The following is a 20,969-nucleotide window of genomic DNA, read 5'->3' as shown; positions in this document are numbered from 1 at the left end:
CCGACTATCGAGCTTGTCAGATGACCGGAGGCCGGCCCAGTCGGGTCAGCCGCCACACCGTACGCCACCGCATGGGGCGCCGAGGGCCGCACGGCGTCGTCCAGCCCTCCTTGAAGCCGCCGAACCACGCCTTCAGGGCGGCCCGCGATGGCCGGCGCAGCAGCGTCAGCAGCATCCAGACCCCCAGGTAGACCGGGGCGAGGACGGCGGGGAGGTTACGGCGGGCCAGCCAGACCCGGTTGCGGGCGACCATCCGGTGGTAGACCGCGTGCCGGGAGGGCGCGGTCGTGGGGTGGTACAGGACCATGTCCGACCGGTAGTCGATCGTCCAGCCCGCGTCCAGGGCCCGCCATGCCAGGTCGGTCTCCTCATGGGCGTAGAAGAACTCGTCCGGCAGCCCGCCGACCTGGGCGAAGACCTTCGTACGCACCGCGTTGGCGCCGCCCAGGAAGGTGGTGACCCGGGAGGAGCGCATCGGGTCCGAGGCGCGCAGCCGCGGCACATGGCGGCGCTGGGTCTCCCCGGTGTCGGGGTCGGCGATACGGAAGCTGATGATGCCGAGGTCGGGGTCCGCGGCGAAGGCCTGGCGGCACAGCTCGGCGGTGTCGTTGCGGGCGAGCAGGCCGTCGTCGTCCAGGAAGAGCAGGACGTCCACCTGGGTGCCGCCGGGCCCGAACGCCTCGATGCCGACGTTGCGGCCGCCGGGGATGCCGAGGTTCTCGGGCAGCTCTACGGTGCGGACGCAGTCGGGGACGTCCGGGACGGGCGAGCCGTTGCCGACCACGACGACCTCCACGGTGTCGCCGTCCTGTTTGGCGACCGAGTCGAGGAGGGCGCGCAGCTCGGCGGGGCGGTTGCCCATCGTGATGACGACCGCCCCGACCTTTATGCCGCCGCTCATTTCAGCCTGCTGGAGGCGAGGATGGACACGAGGTGCAGCAGGGTCTGCAGAAGCGCGATGCCCGCCAGCACGGCGACACCGAGCCGGGAGAAGAACAGGTCTCCCCTGACCGAGTCCACGATCGCCAGGACGAGGATCAGCAGGGACGCCTCGATCCCGAGGACCAGGCGGTGGAACTTCAGCGCCGAGGCCGCCCTGCGGGCCAGCGCGATGCCGGACGACCGCGGCTCGGCCGCCGCCTCCTTGACCGGCGGCAGTCCGCCCTGGTGCCGGGCCACACCGACGAGGTCGGTCTCGGCCTTGATCAGGACGGCGCCGAGGGCGGCGAGGGTGCCGAGGAAGGCCCACAGCCAGTCGATCCGCCCGGTGCCCCACAGGTCCGCGGCGCGCAGACCGAAGCCGACCAGCACCGCCGCGTCGCACAGATACGCGCCGACCCGGTCGAGGTACACACCGCCGAGCGAGAACTGCTTCTTCCAGCGTGCTATCTCGCCGTCGACACAGTCGAGGAGCAGGTAGAGCTGGACCATCACCACGCCGAGCACGGCGCCCACGATGCCCGGCACCAGCAGGGCCGGAGCGGCGAGCACGCCGAAGACCGTCATCAGGTAGGTCAGCTGGTTGGGCGTGACCCTGGTGTTGACCAGGTAGCGGTCGATGCGCAGCGACACCTCACGCATGTAGAGGCGTCCCGCCCAGTGCTCACCGCTGCGCCGGTCCTTCACCCCGGCGGGGTGGACGACGGGGCGGAGTTCAGCTACCGATGGCCTTGACATAGTCGACGTAGGTGTCCTTGATCTGGTCGGTCTTCAGGTCGAGGTGTTCGAGGATCGTGTAGCGGCCGGGCCGGGTCTGCGGGGCGAACTCCACGGCCCGGACGAACTCGTCCACCGTGAAGCCGATCTCCTCCGGCAGTACGGGGAGCCCGTGCCGGCGCAGCACCTGGGCCATGTAGGCCGACTCCTCGTGCGCCCCCCGCAGATACATCGCGAAGGCCGCGCCCAGGCCGCACTGCTCGCCGTGGGCGGCCGCGCGCTGGGGGAACAGCAGGTCGAAGGCGTGGTTGATCTCGTGGCACGCGCCGGAGGACGGGCGGGAGTCCCCCGACACCGACATGGCGATACCGCTGAGGACCAGCGACTCGGCCAGCACCTGGAGGAAGTCGTTCTCGCCGATGCCGCCGGGATGGCGCAGCACCGCCTCGCCGGCCTGCCGGGCCATCGCCGCGGCGAGACCGTCGATCTTCTCGCCCGTGACGCGGTTGGCCAGCTCCCAGTCCGCGATCGCGGAGACGTTGGACACGGCGTCGCCGATGCCCGCGCGCACGAAACGCACCGGGGCCTCACGGATGACATCGAGGTCGATGACGACCGCGATCGGGTTCGGCACACCGTAGGAGCCGCGGCCCGCGTCGTTGTCGAGGGTCGCTACGGGCGAGCACAGTCCGTCGTGAGCGAGGTTGGTGGGGACGGCGACCAGCGGCAGGCCGACGCGCGCCGCGGCGAACTTGGCGCAGTCGATGATCTTGCCGCCGCCCAGGCCCACGAGCGCGTCGTAGTGGCCCGCCTTCATGTCGCCAGCCAGCCGGACGGCGTCGTCGAGGGTGCCGCCGCCGACCTCGTACCAGGTGGCGCCGGGCAGGCTGGGGGCGAGCCGCTCACGCAGCCGGGCGCCGGAGCCGTCACTGACGGCGACGGCCAGCTTGCCCGAGTGCGAGATCCGCTCGTCCGCGAGCACGCTCGCCAGGTCGTCGAGGGCACCCGGGCGGATGTCGACGACGACCGGCGAGGGGATGAGCCTCGTCAGTACCGGCACGCGATCTCCCGCCCCCGAGCCAGGTCGTCGTGGTTGTCGATCTCGACCCACGGCACATCGCCGATCGGAGCGACGTCGATCTTGAAGCCACGGTTGACCAGTTCCTGGTAGCCGTGCTCGTAGAACTGCTGCGGGTCGGTCTCCCACACGGTCTTCAGCGCGTCGGCCAGTTCCCCGGCCGCCTCGCCCTCGATGAGGGTGACGCCGATGTACTCGCCGGTCGCCTCGGACGGCTCCATCAGCTTGGTGATCTTGCGGACGCCCTTGTCGGGGTCCACGACGACCTTCATCTCCTCGTCCGCGAGCTGCTTCACCGTGTCGAGGGCGAGGATGATCCGCTTGCCGTCGCCACGGGCCGCGAGCAGGGTCTTCTCGACGGAGACCGGGTGCACGGTGTCGCCGTTGGCGAGGATCACGCCGTCGCTGAGGGCGTCACGGCCGCACCACAGGGAGTATGCGTTGTTCCACTCCTCGGCCTTGTCGTTGTCGATGAGGGTGAGCTTCAGGCCGTACTTGCGCTCCAGGGCCTCCCGGCGCTCGTAGACGGCCTCCTTGCGGTAGCCGACGATGATCGCGACCTCGGTCAGTCCGACCTCGGCGAAGTTGCCGAGGGTGAGGTCGAGGACGGTGAGGCTGTCCTCTGTACCCGCGGGCCCCACCGGCACCAGAGCCTTGGGCAGGGTGTCCGTGTAGGGGCGCAGACGCCGTCCGGCGCCGGCCGCCAGCACGAGGCCGATCATGCGGGTTCTCCTTCGTCGTGTACGGCGGGTGCGCCACCCTTGTGGGCGGCCACCCAGAAGCGGATGCTCTCCACGAGCACCACCAAGGCCACGTAGACGGCGAGGACCGTGAGCGCGACCTTGAACTGCTCAGCGGTGAGCAGCGCAGCCAGGACCGTGACCAGCAGGGTCCGGCCTTCGTGCCCCCCGACCGCGCGGACCAGCGTCCGCGGCGGCGCGCCGGCGTCACCGCGGATGCGGTACACCGTGTCGTAGTGATGGTAGGCGACAGCCGCCACCAGCCCGAAAGCCGCGGGTAGTGCTCCGTTCACCCCGGATTTGGCCGCGAGCACCAGGACCGTGCCGTATTCCGCGGCCCGGAAGAGGGGCGGGACCAGCCAGTCGAGGGGGCCCTTGAGGGGCCGCAGCACGGCGAGGGCGGACATCACCACATAGCCGACGGCGCACAGGACGCTCTGCCAGCCGGCGCCCCACAACAGGGCCGAGCACACGACCAGGACCCCGCCGGCGAGGGCGAGGTACGGCGCCGCACGGCGGGTGGTGCCGCGGGCGGAGCGCAGCAGCAGTTCGACGAGGGGGCCGCTGTCGGTGAGGTCGGCGAGCGCCCGCGCGGCCCGGTCGGTCCGCGTCGCCTTCCGCGTGAGCGAGCGCAGCACGCGGCCCGCCGTGGTGTAGGTCGCGGCGAAGGCGCAGCCGATGAGCAGCACGGTGAAGGTGATACGGGGGGTGGTGGCCGCCGTCAGGACGGCGATCAGCGCCCAGCGCTCACCGATCGGCAGAACAATCATCCGGCGCACCCACACCGTCCAGCCGACGCTGTCGAGCCGGTCCGAGAGGGCGGCGGTGGGGCTGGTGTTGGCTGTCGCGTCGTGGTTCGCCTCGTTGAAGGCGAAGTCCACCACGTGCCGGCAGGTCTGCAGCACCATCGCGCCGAGGGCCAGCGCCCATACGTCGTCACCGCCGCGGGCGGCGCCGAGGGCGAGGCCCGCGTAGTAGGCGTACTCCTTGGCGCGGTCGAAGGTGGCGTCGAGCCAGGCGCCGAGCGTGGAGTACTGCAGCGAGTAGCGGGCGAGCTGGCCGTCGGTGCAGTCGAGGACGAAGGACAGGATCAGCAGGACGCCCGCGGCGATGAAGCCGCCGCGGCTGCCGGTGGCCGCGCAGCCCGCCGCGATCAGCGCGGTGAGCAGCGAGGCGGTGGTGACCTGGTTGGGGGTCAGGCCCCGACGGGCGCACCAGCGGGCGAGGTAGCGCGAGTAGGGGCTGATGAAGTGCGTGGTGAAGAAGCCGTCGCGGGCCTTCACGGCGCTGCGCAGACGTACGGCCTCGTCGTCGACGGAGGCGACGGCCTGCCGTGCCTCGTTGCGGGTCTGCGGGTCGGTCGGGACTGCCGCGACCAGCGTGCCCAGCTCGGGACGGTGGACCGGGACGCCGTCGGCGTCGAGGGCCTCGGTGAGGCGCTCGGCCAGGTTGTCGGCGACGGTGACGGCGTCCGTCCGCTCGGGCAGGTCGTCGTGCTCGGGCGACGCCGGGAGCGCGGTGTGTGCGCCGCCGGCCGCGGCGGATGTCTCGCGGGCCAGGGCGCGGGTCAGCGCCTGCCGGGCGGCGGGCTGCGCCGTGACGGCACCGGGGACGGCGGCGGCGGGGAAGCGGGGGTCGGTCAGACCGAGCCGCAGCGCGTGCTGATGTCCCACGAAGCGGCTGTCGACGATCGCGACCCGCTGGTCCGGCGGCACGGCGGCGAGGAGCGTCTCGGCGTCACCGGCGTCGGTGGCGACCCGCACGTCGAAGCCGAGGGACCGCAGATCGCCCTCGAGCGGCGATCCGGGAACCGGCTGTCCGGTGAGGATGGCGGTCGACAGACGAACTCACTCCCTGAGGCCCGGCGCGTACGGGCGCCGGTCGTGTGTGTGGTGTGGGGCGCACCCAGGGCGGGGCCGGGCGGCATGTCGGCAGAGGCTATCGGATACCGGGAAGCCGGTGTTCACCGGCCGTTCATGGACTGATCAACCCGGTCTGTATGTCCGCCGCAGCGATCATCATCGACGATCGGTGCGGCGCGCAACAAACCGCGGCCCCAGACCTGCCCATTCCCGGCATCGCGCCCCGCACCACGATCGGACACACCCGGCAAGACACCTTTACCCGGACGCACGGCCGCCGGACAAGCGGCCGCACCTTGTCACCGGGGCCCACGGCGACCGGGGCAGCCGGCGGGTGCATCCGGCAGGCATAGGGTGAGGGCCCATGACATGGCTGATCACCGGCGGGGCTGGTTACATCGGGGCGCACGTGGCGCGGGCGATGGCCGCGGAAGGTGAGAGCGTGCTCGTGCTGGACGATCTCTCCAGCGGCGTGCCGACGCGGCTCCCGGAGCGCATTCCACTGGTGCACGGCTCCTCGCTGGACGGGCGGCTGCTGAAGCGGGTCCTGGCCGAGCACTCGGTCACCGGTGTGGTGCATCTGGCCGCGCGCAAGCAGGTCGCCGAGTCCGTGGCCCACCCGACGCGCTACTACCAGGAGAACGTGGGCGGTCTCGCGACGCTGCTGGAGGCGGTAGCCGAGGCGGGGATCGAGCGGTTCCTGTTCTCCTCGTCGGCCGCCGTCTACGGCAACCCCGATGTGGGCCTCATCACGGAGGACACGCCCTGCGCCCCGATGAGCCCGTACGGCGAGACGAAGCTCGCGGGTGAGTGGCTGGTGCGGGCGGCGGGCCGGGCGCACGGCATCGCGACCGTGTGTCTGCGCTACTTCAACGTGGCCGGGGCGGCCGAGCCGGAGCTGGCCGACACGGGCGTGTTCAACATCGTGCCCATGGTCTTCGACCGGCTGACCCGCGGCGAGGCGCCGCGGATCTTCGGTGACGACTATCCGACCCCGGACGGCACCTGCGTACGCGACTACATCCATGTCGCCGACCTCGCCGACGCCCACCTCGCGGCGGCCCGGCGGCTGGCCGGGGGCGCGGCGGGCGACCTGACCGTGAACGTCGGCCGTGGCGAGGGCGTGTCGGTGCGCGAGCTGGTCACGCTCATCGGTGAGGTGACCGGCGACACCACGGCGCCGCTCGTCGAGCCGCGCCGCCCCGGGGACGCGCCCCGTGCGGTCGCGTCGGCCGCGCTGGCCGAGCGGGAGCTGGACTGGAGCGCCCGGCGCGGGGTGCGGGAGATGGTGGAGTCGGCGTGGCGCGGCTGGCTGCTGCACCACCCGGAGGCGAACCGCGGCTGAGCGGCGGTACGCCGGCGAGTCGGCCACGCGCGCGTGAGCGGCCGTGAGGCGAGCCACGCGCGCGTGAGCGGCCGTGAGGCGAGCCACGCGCGCGTGAGCGGCCGTGAGGCGAGCCACGCGCGCGAGCGGCCATGAGGCAAACCAGACACCCGTACGCGGCCGCACGCCATGAGGCGAGCCACCGGCGCGACGGGCGGGCGCGCGCCGGATGGAGGGCGCGCGCCCGGGCGCCGACCACCCGGAGCGCACGGTGAGGGCGGTTCCCGCCCGGTGGCACCGGGCACGATCACGATCAGGTATCCGGCCACGTCCGGCGTCTGTTCCCAGTGGACCGCAGGGCCCGTCCGAACCGCCCGGTGGGGACATGCGGGGAGTCAGGAAGTGCCGGGAGTGCCGGATTCGTACGGCAGACTGGGGACTGGACAACCGATGCTAAGGATGGGTATGCCGATCACACCTGCCACCGCGGCGCACCGTTCGTCGAACGGCACCGATGACGCGATCCTGCTGGAGCTGGTCGACGAGAACGGCACCACGATCGGTACGGCGGAGAAGCTCGCCGCCCATCAGCCGCCCGGGCAGCTGCACCGCGCGTTCTCGGTGTTCCTCTTCGACGAGCAGGGCCGGCTGCTGCTCCAGCAGCGGGCGCTCGGCAAGTACCACTCCCCCGGTGTCTGGTCCAACACCTGCTGCGGCCACCCCTACCCGGGCGAGGCCCCGTTCGCGGCGGCGGCCCGGCGCACGTACGAGGAGCTGGGGGTCTCCCCGTCGCTGCTGGCCGAGGCGGGCACGGTGCGCTACAACCACCCGGACCCGGAGTCCGGCCTGGTGGAGCAGGAGTACAACCACCTCTTCGTCGGGCTCGTGCAGTCTCCGGTGCGTCCGGATCCTGAGGAGATCGGGGCGACGGCCTTCGTGACCCCCGGAGAGCTTGCCGAGCGGCACGCGAAGGACCCGTTCTCGTCGTGGTTCATGACGGTCCTGGACGCGGCGCGGCCGGCGATCAGAGAGCTGACGGGACCGTCCGCGGGCTGGTGACCCGGGGCCGTCCGGCCCGCACGTCCGGACGGGCGCCCGAAGACGCCGGGAAAGCGGCGCCGTGGCGGCGAGGTGTCGGCTCACCGCCGTCGTGCGGGTCCGGGTCACAGGAACCGTACGGGTTTGAGCGGGAGCGCGGCCCAGATCACCTTGCCGCCGCTCGCCGTGTGCTCGACGTCGCACACCCCGCCGGCCTCCCTGGTGACCTCGCGAACCAGCAGCAGCCCCCGGCCGCCGGTCTGTCCGTGGTCGGCCTCCAGCGCGCTCGGGCGGTAGGGGTGCTCGTCCTCCACCGAGACCCGCACCCACTCCGGGCCCACGGCGACCTCGACAGCGAGCATCGGCGACAGCAGCGCCGCGTGCCGCACCGCGTTGGTGACGAGTTCCGAGACGATCAGCAGCAGGGCGTGCACGGTGTCGTCCGAGACGGGCACGCCTTGGCGGGCGAGCAGATCCCGGACGGCGTGCCTGGCCTGCGGCACCGAGGCCTCCACGGCGGCGGCCGTGAACCGCCAGACCCCCTCATACGGCAGCGGCGCCGGCGGCCGTGGACCGTCCGGCTCGTTCCCGCCGCGGTCAGGGCGCGGGTCGGCCCCCCGCCCTCTGTTCTCCATAGCCCGGTCTCCACCCTCGCGCTCGATTGTCACCACGCGTCGAGTGTTGGGAATGCACTGGTCCGTCCCGAATGACTGAACACAAGTCGGCGGGTATCGACGACATTTTGACCGTTGGTGCATGACACCGTCGTCTGCGTGACCGCTCCTGTCCTTCCCCGCACCGCCTTCGGAACTCTTCGGGTTGTACGGGTTCGGGGGCGAGACCGCGGCCGGCCCGGGCGGCGGTGCCGGTCGGCCGGGCACCCTTCGTGACCGGGCCTCGGTGAGGTGCGGATAGCATCCGGCCCATGGAGCCGCAGTTGCTGCACCGCGTCACCGACGGAGTCGCGACCGTCGTCATCCACCACCCGGCCAAACGGAACGCGATGACGGCCGGGATGTGGGAGGCGCTGCCACCGCTTCTCGACGGGCTCGCGGCCGACCCGGCCGTACAGGCGCTGGTGCTCACCGGCGAGGGCGAGACCTTCTGCGCCGGGGCCGACATCTCGACGCTGCGGGAGTCGTCGGAGCCGGCGCAGAGCCTGGCCGTGCTGGCCGAGGAGGCGCTGGCCGCCTTCCCGAAGCCGACACTGGCGGCGATCCGCGGCCACTGCGTGGGCGGCGGGTCACAGCTCGCGGCGGCCTGCGATCTGCGGTTCGCGGAGGAGGGCGCGCTCTTCGGGGTGACACCGGCCAGGCTCGGGGTCGTCTATCCGGCCTCCGCCACCCGCCGGCTGGTCGCACTGGTGGGTCCGGGCGCCGCCAAGTACCTCCTGTTCTCGGGTGAGTTGATCGACGCGGAGCGGGCGCTGCGCACCGGGATGGTCGACGAGGTGCTGCCCGGGGGCGAACTCGACAAGCGGGTGGCGGAGTTCACCCGCGTCCTGGTCTCGCGCTCCCAGCTGACACAGGCCGCGGCCAAGGAGTTCGCGAACGGGCGCACGGACCGGGAGGCCTACTGGGCGGAGCAGGCGCGCACCGGCGGCGACACCGCGGAGGGCGTCGCCGCCTTCCTGGAGCGCAGACCGCCCCGGTTCACCTGGACTACGTCAGGATGAAACGGCTCTTGGTACGGAAGTCCTCGACGAGGTGCGCGGGCGCCTTCTGCGGGGACCCGGCGTCGTAGGGCGGCTGCGGGTCGTACTCGGTCAGCAGCTGTACGGCCTGGGCGTGCTCGTCGCCCGCGATCCGGCCGAGCAGGGCGAGTCCCATGTCGATGCCGGAGGAGACACCGGCGGCGGTGACGTACTTGCCGTCGAACACGACGCGTTCGCCCGTGGCCTCGGCGCCGAACCGCGCCAGGAAGTCCAGGGCCAGCCAGTGCGAGGTGGCCCGGCGCCCGGTGAGCAGCCCGGCTGCGCCCAGCAGCAGGGAGCCGGTGCACACGGAGGTCGTCCAGGTGCTGGTGGCGTCGGCGGTGCGCAGCCAGTCGAGGAGCACCTCGTTGTCCATCTGCGGGGTCTGGCCGGGGCCGCCGGGAACGACCACGATGTCGGGCGCCGGCACCTCGGCCAGGGTCCGGTCGGCCAGGAGCCCGAGGGCTCCGGTGTCGCTGCGCACGGGTCCGGTCCGCTCGGCGACGAACACGGTCTCCGCGCCGGGGAGCCGTCCGAGGGTCTCGTAGGGGCCCACGGCGTCGAGGGCGGTGAAACGCTCGTAGAGGACGATCGCGATCTGCATGGGTTTCCCTTCGGTGGTCAGTCGGTGGTGAGGGCGGGGCGGAAGCGGCGGCGGTACTCGGCCGGGGCCGCGCCGAGTGCCTTCAGAAAGGCACGGCGCATCGCCTCGGGGGTGCCGTAGCCGCTGGCGCGGGAGATCTCCTGGACACCGTCGCCGGTGTCCTCCAGGAGGCGGCGGGCGTGCTCCAGGCGGACACGGTCGACATAGCGGCCCGGGGACAGTCCCGTCTCGGCCCGGAAGGCCCGGGCGAAGTGACGGGGCGACAGCCGGCAGCGGGTGGCGAGCGACTCCACGGAGAGGTCGTCCGCCGGGTGCTCGGTGATCCACTGCTGGACCTCGCGCAGGGGCGCGCGCTGTGCCGTCTGGGCGGCGAGCTGGGCGCTGAACTGCGCCTGGTTGCCCGGACGGCGCAGAAAGACGACCAGATGACGGGCGACGGTCAGGGCGGTGTCGCGGCCCAGGTCCTCCTCGATCAGGGCCAGGGCGAGGTCGATCCCGGCGGTGACGCCGGCCGAGGTGGCGACCCGGCCGTCGCGCACATAGATGGGGTCGGGGTCGACCGCGATCTCGGGGTGGTCGCGGGCCAGGGTGTCGCAGTACGCCCAGTGGGTGGTCACCCGGCGGCCGTCCAGCAGGCCCGCGCGGGCGAGCAGGATCGCGCCGGTGCATATGGAGACCAGACGGTCGGCGCGGGGGCCGTGCCGCCGCAGCCAGTCCACCAGACGCGGGTCGGGGCTCCGGGTCCCCTGGCCGCCCGGGACGATCAGGGTGTGCGGAGCGGGTGCGTCCGCGAGGGCGTGGTCGGGGACGAGGGTCAGCCCGCTGGAGGTCCGCACGGGGGCGCCGTCCAGGGAGGCGGTGACGACACGGTAGGTCCCGGGCCGGCAGGCCTCCGCGCCCGCGAAGACCTCCACGGGCCCGGTGACGTCGAGGCTCTGCACCGCCTCGAAGAGAACGACCAGGAGGGTGCGCATGACATCGATTCTTGGCGGGCCCCGGGGTGACCGCAATGACGAACAACCCACCTTTCCTGCCATCGTGTCGCGCAGGGTTCCCACCTACCAACCAGTCGGTAACCTACAGCGCATGACGACTCCTCTCGCGGAGCGCGCTGCACGGCGCTGCCACAACCTGATCAATCCCTTTCACTCGATGCACTACTTCTCACCGGATCTGCAACGCGAGATGGCCGCCCTGGGCGTCGACCACCAGCGGGCCGCCTACTTCGCGGTGCGGTCCGCCGCGATGGGCGCGGTGGGCGCGGGCGCGGTGACGGCGACGTTCTACAACTTCAGCCCCGAGTTGGTGGCACAGCACGTGCCCGCCGTGTGGGAGACGGCGTCCCCGGCGGCGGTTCTCGCGGCACGCATGCGTGCCGTCGACGCGACCGTGCGGCGGCTGCTCGGCGAGGAGGTGCTCGCCTCGAAGGAGACGGCCGAGGCGGCGGAGCTGGCCCTGCGGGCCACCGAGGCGTGCGTGCGGCACGCGCGCCCCCTGTACGCGGCGCACGCCGATCTGCCGGTGCCGGAGGAACCGCATCTGGCGTTCTGGCACGCGGCCACGCTGCTGCGCGAACACCGGGGCGACGGCCATCTCGCGGTGCTGCTGCGCGCGGAGCTCGACCCGATGGAGGCGCTCGTGACGCACTCCGCGACGGGCAAGGGCATATCCCCGAAGTGGGTTCTGGCCACCCGCGGCTGGAGCCGGGCGGACTGGGACGCGGCGTGCGGGCGGCTGCGCGAGCGGGGACTGCTCGACGCGGACGGCGAGTTGACCGAGGCGGGCACCGCGCTGCGCGGGGACATCGAGGCGGAGACCGACCGCCTCGACCGGGCCCCCTACGAACACCTCGGCGCCGACGGCGTCGCACGCCTGACGGAGCTGGCGGGCGCCCTGATCACCAGGGCCCGCGACGCCGGCGCCTTCCCAGAGGGCCTGATCGGCAAGGGGTGAGCCGTCGGGGCCTCGCCCCGGCGGACACGCCGACGGGCCGCCGAAGGAGACAGTCCGGTTGCGTCCGCGTGTCGCGGTGCCGCGCCGGAGCGGCGGGGCCGTCGCCACGGCGTCGGCTACGCCGTTCCGGGCTCTGGCCAGGCCCTTCGGCGGGGTGGCGGCCTCGGCACGGCGGAGCGCACACCCGGGCCGAGGGGCCCGTCCCGCGGGGCGGCGAGGCCCGGAGAGCGCCCTCGGTCCACCGGATCCCTGCCCTGACCCCTTGTTGTCGGTGCGACCTGCCACAATTGCCGCGCAACCTCAGTCAAGAAGGCGGTACGGGATCGTGACGACACCCGGGTCCCTCGGAGTAGGGTCCATCGAAGGCAGGATCGCCGACGAGCTCGGCGTACGGGAGCGGCAGGTGAAGGCCGCGGTCGAGCTGCTCGACGGCGGCTCGACAGTGCCCTTCATCGCCCGCTACCGCAAGGAAGCGACCGAGATGCTCGACGACGCGCAGCTGCGCACGATCGAGGAGCGGCTGCGCTATCTGCGGGAGCTGGAGGAGCGGCGCGCCGCGATCCTGGAGTCGGTGCGCGAGCAGGGCAAGCTCACCGACGAGCTGGAGGCCCAGATCCGGGGCGCGGAGACCAAGGCGCGCCTGGAGGACATCTATCTGCCGTACAAGCCGAAGCGGCGCACCAAGGCGCAGATCGCGCGCGAGGCCGGTCTGGAGCCGCTGGCCGAGGGCCTGCTCGGCGACCCGTCGGTGGAGCCGCTCGCGGCGGCCGCCGCCTTCGTCGACGCCGACAAGGGAGTGGCCGACCCGCAGGCCGCGCTCGACGGCGCACGGGCGATCCTCACCGAGCGGTTCTCGGAGGACGCGGACCTGATCGGCGAGCTGCGCGAGCGCATGTGGGTGCGCGGGCGCCTCGCCGCCAAGGTGCGCGACGGCAAGGAGGAGGCGGGTGCCAAGTTCGCCGACTACTTCGACTTCGCCGAGCCCTTCACCGAGCTGCCCTCCCACCGCGTCCTCGCCATGCTGCGCGGCGAGAAGGAGGAGGTCCTCGACCTGGTCCTGGAGCCGGAGGAGCCCAGGGACGGCCCGTCGTCGTACGAGGGCATGGTGGCGAGCCGTTTCGGGATCGCCGACCAGGGCCGCCCGGCCGACAAGTGGCTGGTGGACACGGTCCGTTGGGCCTGGCGCACCCGCCTCCTGGTGCACCTCGGGATCGATCTGCGGCTGCGGCTGCGCACGGCGGCCGAGGACGACGCGGTGGCGGTCTTCGCGGCGAACCTGCGCGATCTGCTGCTCGCCGCCCCGGCGGGTACGCGCGCGACGCTCGGCCTGGACCCCGGTTTCCGTACGGGCGTGAAGGTGGCCGTGGTGGACGCGACCGGCAAGGTCGTGGCGACGGACGTCATCTACCCGCATGTGCCGGCCAACAAGTGGGACGAGGCGATCGCCAAGCTGGCGCGCCTCGCCAAGGAGCACGCGGTCGAGCTGGTGGCGATCGGCAACGGCACGGCGTCGCGCGAGACGGACAAGCTGGCCGGTGAGCTGATCACCAAGCACCCGGAGCTGAAGCTCACCAAGGTGATGGTCTCCGAGGCCGGCGCCTCGGTGTACTCCGCCTCGGCGTTCGCCTCGCAGGAGCTGCCGGACATGGACGTGTCGCTGCGCGGCGCGGTCTCCATCGCCCGCCGGCTGCAGGACCCGCTCGCCGAGCTGGTGAAGATCGACCCGAAGTCCATCGGCGTCGGCCAGTACCAGCACGACCTGTCCGAGGTGAAGCTGTCGCGCTCGCTGGACGCGGTGGTCGAGGACTGTGTGAACGGCGTGGGCGTGGACGTCAACACGGCGTCGGCCCCGCTGCTCGCCCGGGTCTCCGGCGTCTCCTCCGGGCTTGCCGAGAACATCGTGGCCCACCGGGACTCCAACGGCCCGTTCACCTCGCGCGCGCAGCTGAAGAACGTGGCACGGCTCGGCCCCAAGGCGTATGAGCAGTGCGCGGGCTTCCTGCGGATCCGGGGCGGTGACGACCCGCTGGACGCCTCCAGCGTGCACCCGGAGGCGTACCCGGTGGTCCGCCGCATGGTGAAGACCTCGGGACAGGAGGTGGCCTCGCTGGTCGGCAACACGGCGGTGCTGCGCTCGCTGAAGGCGTCCGAGTTCGTGGACGAGACGTTCGGTCTGCCGACCGTGACCGACATCCTGAAGGAGCTGGAGAAGCCGGGACGCGACCCGCGGCCCGCGTTCAAGACGGCCACCTTCAAGGACGGCGTGGAGAAGATCTCCGACCTTTCCTCCGGAATGGTTCTGGAGGGCGTGGTCACGAATGTCGCCGCCTTCGGTGCCTTCGTGGACGTCGGCGTCCACCAGGACGGGCTGGTGCATGTCTCCGCGATGTCCAAGACATTCGTCAAGGACCCGCGGGACGTGGTGAAGCCGGGCGACATCGTCAAGGTGAAGGTGCTGGACGTCGACATCCCGCGCAAGCGGATCTCGCTGACCCTGCGCCTGGACGACGAGGCCGCCCCTCAGGGTGAGCAGGGCGGTGGCGGCCGTCAGCAGCGCGGCGGGCGTCCCCCGCAGCAGCGGCAGCAGCAGGGCCGGCAGGGCGGCGGCTCGCGGCAGGGCGGCGGCTCCCGTCAGGCGCCCCCGCCGGCCAACAGCGCGATGGCCGACGCACTGCGCCGCGCCGGTCTGCTCGACTCGAAGAACGGCCGCCGCTGAACCGAACGGGTCCTGGCCTCCGTGATGCCACGGAGGCCAGGACCCGTTCGTCCGGGCGTCGGGCGCCCGGGAGGTCCGTTCGAAAGGGACCTAACGCTCCGTCACCTTGCCGTCCGCCACTTCCAGTCGGCGGGTGACCCGGACCGCGTCCAGCATCCGGCGGTCATGGGTGACCAGGAGCAGCGTGCCCTCGTAAGAATCCAGGGCCGCTTCCAGCTGTTCGATGGCCGGCAGGTCGAGATGGTTGGTGGGCTCGTCCAGCACCAGGAGGTTGACACCCCGGCCCTGGAGCAGGGCGAGGGCGGCCCGGGTGCGCTCACCCGGGGAGAGGGTCACCGCCGGGCGCAGGACATGGTCCGCCTTCAGCCCGAACTTGGCCAGCAGGGTGCGGACCTCGCCCGGTTCCGTGTCCGGGACCGCCGCGCAGAACGCGTCGAGCAGGGTCTCCGGACCGTGGAAGAAGGCGCGCGCCTGGTCGACCTCGCCGACCAGGACACCCGAGCCGAGGGTCGCCCGGCCCGCGTCCAGCGGGGTACGGCCCAGCAGCGCGCCGAGCAGCGTCGACTTGCCCGCGCCGTTCGCGCCCGTCACCGCCACCCGGTCCGCCCAGTCGATCTGGAGCGACACCGGCCCGAAGGTGAAGTCCCCGCGCCGCACCTCGGCGTCCCGGAGCGTCGCGACGACCGCGCCCGAACGCGGGGCCGACGCGATCTCCATGCGCAGTTCCCACTCCTTGCGGGGCTCCTCGACGACCTCCAGGCGCTCGATCATGCGCTGGGTCTGCCGGGCCTTCGCGGCCTGCTTCTCACTGGCCTCGCTGCGGAACTTGCGGCCGATCTTGTCGTTGTCGTTGCCCGCCTTGCGGCGCGCGTTCTTCACGCCCTTGTCCATCCAGGAGCGCTGCGTCTGAGCCCGCTCCTGCAGACCCGCCTTCTTGTCGGCGTACTCCTCGTACTCCTCGCGGGCGTGCCGACGGTCCCGCTCGCGCTCCTCCAGATAGGCCTCGTAGCCGCCGCCGTAGAGGTTGATCTGCTGCTGCGCCAGGTCGAGTTCGAGGACCTTGGTGACCGTGCGGGTGAGGAACTCGCGGTCGTGGCTCACGACCACGGTGCCGGCCCGCAGCCCGCCGACGAAGCGCTCCAGGCGCTCCAGGCCGTCCAGGTCCAGGTCGTTCGTCGGCTCGTCGAGCAGGAACACGTCGTACCGCGAGAGCAGCAGCGAGGCGAGGCCGGCGCGGGCCGCCTGGCCGCCGGACAGGGAGGTCATGGGCTGGTCCAGGCCGACGCCGAGGCCGAGGGAGTCGGTGACCTCCTCGGCGCGCTCGTCGAGGTCCGCGCCGCCGAGGTCGAGCCAGCGCTCCAGGCTCACGGCGTACGCGTCGTCGGCGCCGGGTGTGCCGTCGACGAGCCCCTGGGTGGCCTCGTCCATCCGCCGCTGGGCCTCGGCCACGCCCGTGCGGCGCGCCAGGAACTCCCGCACGGTCTCCCCCGGTCTGCGCTCCGGCTCCTGCGGCAGATGGCCGACGGTCGCGGTCGGCGGCGACAGGCGCAGCTCGCCCCGCTCGGGGCTGAGCAGTCCGGCGAGCATCCGCAGCAGGGTGGACTTGCCGGCACCGTTGGCGCCGACGAGGCCGATCACATCGCCGGGTGAGACGACGAGGTCGAGCCCGGAGAAGAGCGAGCGGTCGCCGTGGCCGGCGGCGAGGTCCTTGGCGACGAGAGTGGCAGTCATCAGACCGCCGATCCTAACGACCGCGCAACCGCCGGCCCAACAGGATCGGCCCCGGGTGCCTGGGTGAACCGACTGTCGGCCGGGCCGGGCGGGGTCGGCCGACTCCCGGCGGAGTCGGCCGACTGACCCCATCGACGGCTTGCGCATCGCATGCTCAGCCCCCGTTGGCATGACGGACCCTTCTACCGCATTGAGGATCAGGTCACCGCGATGATGACCCTTTCACCGCAATCGCGGCTGCCTTGCCGCCATCACGGCCGCCGTCTGCGCGGTCGGCGCCAGGGGCCGTGTCGTCATCGGCCGTCCCCCGGTACACGACGGACGGCGTGCGGGGTGCGTACTCCGTGCGCCGTGGTGGCCGAGGCCGCGGCGGCCCGGGAGCCGGCCAGGGCCCGCGCGAACGCGGCCGCCCCGCCCACGAGCGGCACATGGGCGGCCGTGCGGGAGAGGTCGACGGTCAGCGTGGGCGTGCTCGACGGAGGGTCGATGAGGTCCTTGTCGGTCCCGGCGACGATCAGCGCGAGCCGGTGGCCCTTGGGGACGACATGGTCGGTCGCGGCCAGGTCGAGCGTGATCGGGTACGCCTTGCCCGGGGTGAGCGCGACGCCCTTCCGGTCCGAGGCGTAGTGGCCGAGATCGGCCCAGCCCCGGCTGAACACCGTGGCGGTGACGTCGGTCTTCTTGGCCTGGGTGACCTTGAAGCAGGAGCTGTCGCCGGCCGTGCTCGCGCCCCAGCAGGTGCGGTCGGTGAGGGTGGTGACGCCCTCGCCGGCGTCGGCGTAGTCACGGATGGTGTCGGGCCCGAGGTCGACCAGGACGGCGGAGAGGTGGGCCGACGAGGTGGTCGGGGTGACGGTGACGGTGACCGTGGAGGAACCGGACACCCGCAGGTCCCGTGACAGGGGCGGGGTGATGAATCCGGCCTTGCTCCCGGTGGACTCGTCGAGGTGCGCGGCCCAGTCGGTCTCGCTCAGCCGCGGGTCGTCGGTGAAGGTCTCGGTGCCCGTGCCGGCCCGCAGGCCGAGGGTGCCGACGCCCGCCTGGGTGCCCCGGGCCGGGCGCAGCGTGGTCGTCGCCGTGCCCTGCGGCGGCCAGAGGGTGGAGGTGACCCACTGGTCGGGGTGGCGCTCGATGTCGGCCATGGGCTCGCGGTCGATGCCGTTGTCGTAGCCGAGGAGCTCGTGGTCGAACCAGCGGTGCAGCGTGTCCACCCACGAGGCGCGCCGGTAGTCGAAGGGGTCGACATGGCCGGTCTGCGACAGCCAGATCTTGCGGTGCACGCCGTTCTTCGCGAGGGCGTCCCACCACTGGCCGAAGTGCTTGGTGCGGACGTTGAGGTCCTGCATGCCGTGGACGAGGAACACGCTGGCGCGGACCTTGCTCGCGTCCTTCACGTAGTCGCGCTCGGTCCACAGCGGCGTCCAGTCACCCGTGCGCGGCGCCCCGTCGACGAGCTTGCGCTGCACGGCGGCGCACTTGGCGCGGGCGTCGGGGCTGTCGACGTAGTCGGAGAGCCAGTCGGGGCCCGAGTCGTACAGGGGTGCGCCCTTGGCGAAGTAGTAGTCGTACCAGGAGGAGATGCCGCTGATCGGCACGATGGTCTTCAGGCCCTTGACGCCGGTGGCGGCGACGCCGTTGGCGATGGTGGCGTCCCAGCTCTTGCCGATCATGCCGGTGCGCCCGTTGGTCCACGTGGCCTTGGTGCGGACGTCCCCGGTGCGGGTGGTGTAGCCCTTGGCCCGGCCGTTCAGCCAGTCGATGACGGCCTTGGCCGACTGGATGTCGGAGCGGCCGCCGACGTCCACACATCCGTCGGAGCGATTGGTTCCGGCCAGGTCGACGCCGACGAAGGCATAGCCGCGGGGAACGAAGAAGTTGTCGTAGAAGAGCGGCATCTGGACCACGTGGCCGCTCGCGTCGTAGGTCTTCAGCTGGTTCTCGTTGCCCCGCCCGCAGCATGAGTAGTACGGGCTGGCATCCATGACCACGGGTATGCGGCGGCCCTGCGCGGCCGGTTCGCGCGGGCGCACTATGTCGACGGCGACGCGGTCGTTCTTCCCGTCGCCGTCGCCGTCGAGGCCGGTGTCCACCCAGACGGATTCGCGGATGGCGTTCTCGTAGGAGTAGACGGGTCGGCTCTCCTGTGGCGCGCCGTGGGCAGCCACCGGGGTGAGGAAGGCGGCCAGCAGGGCGGCGACGGCCGCTGTCGCGAGCGGTCTCCAGATCGTGAAGCGCGTGCGTTTCGGCATGCGCGGACGGTACAGCGGTCAACTCCCGTACAGAAGAGGGCAACTGACGACAGCGAGGGGCGGGCGGGGCGGGTTGGCCGGGAAAGCTCGGTGGGTCGGCGTCGCCCATGACGGCCGGATGGCGATCGTGTGACGGGAGGTGCCATGGACACGTTCGGGCGCACAGGGACTGAATAGGCTCCGAACAGATCTCGTGCCCCTACGACTTGGAGCTCTCGTGCACCGCAGACTCATCGCACCGGGCGCACTCGCGGCGGCCTCCCTGTTGCTGGCGATCCCGGCATCGGCGGCCGGCTTCCAGCCCGGCGCTCCGGGGATCGGCGACCCCTACTACCCGTACTACGGCAACGGCGGATACGACGTCTCCCACTACGACCTGCGACTGAAGTACCAGCCGCAGTCGGACGAACTGGAGGGCACGGCGACGATCCTCGCGCGGACGACGCAGGACCTGTCCCGGTTCGACCTGGACTTCCTGCTCGACGTCAGCGAGGTGCGGGTGAACGGCGCGAAAGCGGCGTTCACCACCTCCGGCCAGCACGAGCTGGTGATCACCCCGGCCACCCCGCTGCCGAAGGGCACACCCGTCACCGTCGTGGTGCGCTACAGCGGGGTGCCGTCCACGAAGAGCGCGTACGGCTTCACCACCTGGCACCGCACCCCGGACGGCGCGGTCGCGGCGGACGAGCCCGAGTCGGCGTGGTGGTGGTTCCCGAGCAACGACCACCCGCTCGACAAGGCGACGTACGACGTGTCGGTCGCCGTGCCGGACGGCACGCAGGCGATCTCCAACGGCACGCTGCAGTCGACCAGTTCGAAGCTCGGCTGGACCCGCTACTCCTGGCGTTCCGCCAAGCCGCAGGCGACCTATCTGGCCACGCTCGCGATCGGGAAGTTCGACATCACCACCGGGACGACGTCAGCCGGCATCCCGGTCGTCAACGCCTACAGCAAGGACCTCGGCGACAACGACGGGGCGGCCCGGGCGAGCGTGGAGCGGACCGGGGAGATCGTCGACTGGCTGACCGGCTACCTCGGGCCGTACCCGTTCGACTCCGTCGGCGGGTATGTGCCGAACACCACCACGGGGTACGCGCTGGAGACGCAGACCCGTGTCTACTACAGCCCCAAGCAGTTCGCGAGCGGCTCGAACACGTCGGTCGTCGTGCACGAGCTGGCGCACCAGTGGTACGGCGACGACGTGTCGCTGAAGGGCTGGAAGGACATCTGGATCAACGAGGGCTTCGCGCGGTACGCCCAGTGGCTGTGGTCCGAGCACGAGGGCGAGGGCACGACACAGGAGCTGGCGGACTACGTGTACGCCTCGCACCCGGCCGACGACGCGTTCTGGACGGTCAAGCCGGGTGACCCGGGCCCCGACAACCAGTTCGACACGGCGGTCTACGACCGGGGGGCGCTCGCCGTCCAGGCGCTGCGCAACGCGGTCGGGGACGACGCGTTCTTCGCCATCCTGAAGGGCTGGCCGAGGGACCACGCGTACGGCAACGCGTCGGTCGCCGACTTCCAGGCCTACGCGGAGAAGGTGTCCGGCAAGCCGCTGGCCGCGCTGTTCGACACCTGGCTGTTCCAGCCGTCCAAGCCGGCCGCGAGCGCGGCGCGCACCGCGGCGGTCGCCCGGGCCGCCACCGCGCCCGGCCGGCCGAGGTCGTGGAAGCAGATCGAGGCGACGAACTTCGTCCACTCGGGCTGATCACCGGAGTCCGGACCGCACGACCGGCGGTCCGGACCACCCGCTCCGGCTCCGCACCGCTACGGCGGAGCCGGACCCGGGCCGGCCACGGGGCGCCGTCAGGCGTCGCGGTCGTACACCGTCACCCGTATCCCCCGCTTCACGAGCCGCCCGCCGACGAGCGGCTCCACCTGCGCCCAGGTGCCGCCCGCCAGCCCGCACCCGATGCGCGGCATATGGACGGACGCACCGAGTTCCACCGCCTTGGCGGCCAGCGCTCCGAGCGCCGTGTCGATCGCTTCGTAGCGCACGGGCATGCCTCGGCCGCCCCTGCGTATCCCACGCTGCCCGATCATGTTGGCCACCCACACATCCGGCTCGACCCGGACGAGCTGGACCGCGCCCAGGGCGAAGTCGTTCGTCCCGCGGTCCCGGTGCCAGGCGCGGTACGCCTCCTCCGGTTCGGGCCAGCGGCGCGACAGGCCGAGGACGAAGCCCCTCCCCCAGCCCCCGATGTCGTTGCAGACGTGGGCGATCAGTCTGACGCCCCCGCCCGACGGCACGGTGGCGTCACCCCGGACATACGTGATCTCCGACATGACGCCACCGTACGAGCCCCCACTGACAGTGGGGGT

At 72.1% G+C, this 20,969-nt stretch carries 17 protein-coding genes; 6 read left to right on the top strand and 11 right to left on the bottom strand.

Going from position 1 to position 20,969, the window contains the following annotated elements:
- Window positions 1-16: 16 nt before the first annotated feature.
- The 5 genes from ACFYX0_RS36020 to ACFYX0_RS36000 are packed head-to-tail and all read right to left on the bottom strand — an operon-like array spanning window position 17 to window position 5,315.
- On the bottom strand, window positions 17-889 hold the full coding sequence (locus ACFYX0_RS36020; RefSeq protein ID WP_388977028.1) for a glycosyltransferase family 2 protein: 873 nt from the start codon (window positions 887-889) through the stop codon (window positions 17-19).
- A gap of 8 nt (window positions 890-897) precedes the next feature.
- Window positions 898-1,677 carry a CDP-alcohol phosphatidyltransferase family protein gene (locus tag ACFYX0_RS36015; RefSeq protein ID WP_311694246.1) on the bottom strand — a complete coding sequence of 260 codons (780 nt, stop codon included), beginning with the start codon at window positions 1,675-1,677 and terminating at the stop codon, window positions 898-900.
- Complete coding sequence (locus ACFYX0_RS36010) at window positions 1,655-2,716, bottom strand: iron-containing alcohol dehydrogenase family protein (protein ID WP_388977001.1); 1,062 nt, start codon at window positions 2,714-2,716, stop codon at window positions 1,655-1,657. The genes ACFYX0_RS36015 and ACFYX0_RS36010 overlap by 23 nt, the downstream gene beginning before the upstream one ends.
- The gene (locus ACFYX0_RS36005; protein WP_355918806.1) at window positions 2,704-3,456 is read right to left on the bottom strand and encodes a phosphocholine cytidylyltransferase family protein; all 753 of its coding nucleotides are present in this window, start codon (window positions 3,454-3,456) and stop codon (window positions 2,704-2,706) included. The genes ACFYX0_RS36010 and ACFYX0_RS36005 overlap by 13 nt, the downstream gene beginning before the upstream one ends.
- Window positions 3,453-5,315: a DUF5941 domain-containing protein gene (locus ACFYX0_RS36000; protein ID WP_388977025.1), complete on the bottom strand. Its 1,863-nt coding sequence runs from the start codon at window positions 5,313-5,315 to the stop codon at window positions 3,453-3,455. Before ACFYX0_RS36000 ends, ACFYX0_RS36005 begins: the two co-directional genes overlap by 4 nt.
- A 385-nt stretch (window positions 5,316-5,700) precedes the next feature.
- Between ACFYX0_RS36000 and galE the strand changes: the two genes are divergently transcribed.
- Both galE and idi read left to right on the top strand, forming a co-directional pair.
- Window positions 5,701-6,681 (top strand): UDP-glucose 4-epimerase GalE, encoded by a 981-nt coding sequence (gene galE / locus ACFYX0_RS35995; protein ID WP_388976998.1) that lies wholly within the window; start codon window positions 5,701-5,703, stop codon window positions 6,679-6,681.
- 444 nt (window positions 6,682-7,125) lie between these two features.
- A complete protein-coding gene (gene idi / locus ACFYX0_RS35990; protein ID WP_388976996.1) occupies window positions 7,126-7,719 on the top strand; it encodes an isopentenyl-diphosphate Delta-isomerase in 594 nt (197 codons plus the stop codon).
- Between the two features lie 104 nt (window positions 7,720-7,823).
- Here idi and ACFYX0_RS35985 read toward each other — a convergent pair whose 3' ends face one another.
- Window positions 7,824-8,333: an ATP-binding protein gene (locus ACFYX0_RS35985; RefSeq protein WP_311694235.1), complete on the bottom strand. Its 510-nt coding sequence runs from the start codon at window positions 8,331-8,333 to the stop codon at window positions 7,824-7,826.
- A gap of 290 nt (window positions 8,334-8,623) precedes the next feature.
- On the opposite strand from ACFYX0_RS35985, the gene ACFYX0_RS35980 reads away from it, so the two are divergent.
- Window positions 8,624-9,373 (top strand): enoyl-CoA hydratase/isomerase family protein, encoded by a 750-nt coding sequence (locus ACFYX0_RS35980; protein WP_388976993.1) that lies wholly within the window; start codon window positions 8,624-8,626, stop codon window positions 9,371-9,373.
- On the opposite strand, the gene ACFYX0_RS35975 is transcribed toward ACFYX0_RS35980, so the two are convergent.
- Both ACFYX0_RS35975 and ACFYX0_RS35970 read right to left on the bottom strand, forming a co-directional pair.
- Window positions 9,360-9,995: a DJ-1/PfpI family protein gene (locus ACFYX0_RS35975; RefSeq protein WP_388976990.1), complete on the bottom strand. Its 636-nt coding sequence runs from the start codon at window positions 9,993-9,995 to the stop codon at window positions 9,360-9,362. The two genes, ACFYX0_RS35980 and ACFYX0_RS35975, sit on opposite strands and share 14 nt — an antisense overlap.
- 17 nt (window positions 9,996-10,012) lie before the next feature.
- Window positions 10,013-10,969, bottom strand: coding sequence for a GlxA family transcriptional regulator (locus ACFYX0_RS35970; RefSeq protein ID WP_355918791.1), 957 nt, complete (start codon window positions 10,967-10,969; stop codon window positions 10,013-10,015).
- 112 nt (window positions 10,970-11,081) lie between these two features.
- Here ACFYX0_RS35970 and ACFYX0_RS35965 point away from each other — a divergent pair, with 112 nt between their 5' ends.
- Both ACFYX0_RS35965 and ACFYX0_RS35960 read left to right on the top strand, forming a co-directional pair.
- A complete protein-coding gene (locus tag ACFYX0_RS35965; protein WP_388976987.1) occupies window positions 11,082-11,948 on the top strand; it encodes a hypothetical protein in 867 nt (288 codons plus the stop codon).
- Window positions 11,949-12,273: 325 nt separating this feature from the next.
- Window positions 12,274-14,664 carry a Tex family protein gene (locus tag ACFYX0_RS35960; protein ID WP_388976984.1) on the top strand — a complete coding sequence of 797 codons (2,391 nt, stop codon included), beginning with the start codon at window positions 12,274-12,276 and terminating at the stop codon, window positions 14,662-14,664.
- 90 nt (window positions 14,665-14,754) lie between these two features.
- Here the strand turns inward: ACFYX0_RS35960 and ACFYX0_RS35955 are convergent, their stop codons facing one another.
- Window positions 14,755-16,395: an ABC-F family ATP-binding cassette domain-containing protein gene (locus tag ACFYX0_RS35955; RefSeq protein WP_388976981.1), complete on the bottom strand. Its 1,641-nt coding sequence runs from the start codon at window positions 16,393-16,395 to the stop codon at window positions 14,755-14,757.
- A gap of 293 nt (window positions 16,396-16,688) precedes the next feature.
- Entirely contained in the window at window positions 16,689-18,644 is a 1,956-nt protein-coding gene (locus tag ACFYX0_RS35950) for a Xaa-Pro dipeptidyl-peptidase (protein WP_388976978.1), read from the bottom strand.
- 217 nt (window positions 18,645-18,861) lie between these two features.
- Here ACFYX0_RS35950 and ACFYX0_RS35945 point away from each other — a divergent pair, with 217 nt between their 5' ends.
- Window positions 18,862-20,355, top strand: coding sequence for a M1 family metallopeptidase (locus ACFYX0_RS35945; protein WP_388976975.1), 1,494 nt, complete (start codon window positions 18,862-18,864; stop codon window positions 20,353-20,355).
- A gap of 98 nt (window positions 20,356-20,453) precedes the next feature.
- Here ACFYX0_RS35945 and ACFYX0_RS35940 read toward each other — a convergent pair whose 3' ends face one another.
- Entirely contained in the window at window positions 20,454-20,933 is a 480-nt protein-coding gene (locus ACFYX0_RS35940; protein WP_388976972.1) for an Appr-1-p processing protein, read from the bottom strand.
- Between the last annotated feature and the right edge of the window lie 36 nt (window positions 20,934-20,969).

The sequence above is a fragment of the Streptomyces sp. NPDC002573 genome, assembly GCF_042889625.1.
In the GTDB taxonomy this organism is placed as follows: Bacteria; Actinomycetota; Actinomycetes; order Streptomycetales; family Streptomycetaceae; genus Streptomyces; species Streptomyces gibsoniae.
Note: the sequence above shows the minus strand (reverse complement) of the source record. Positions and strands in the feature narration are given on the sequence as shown.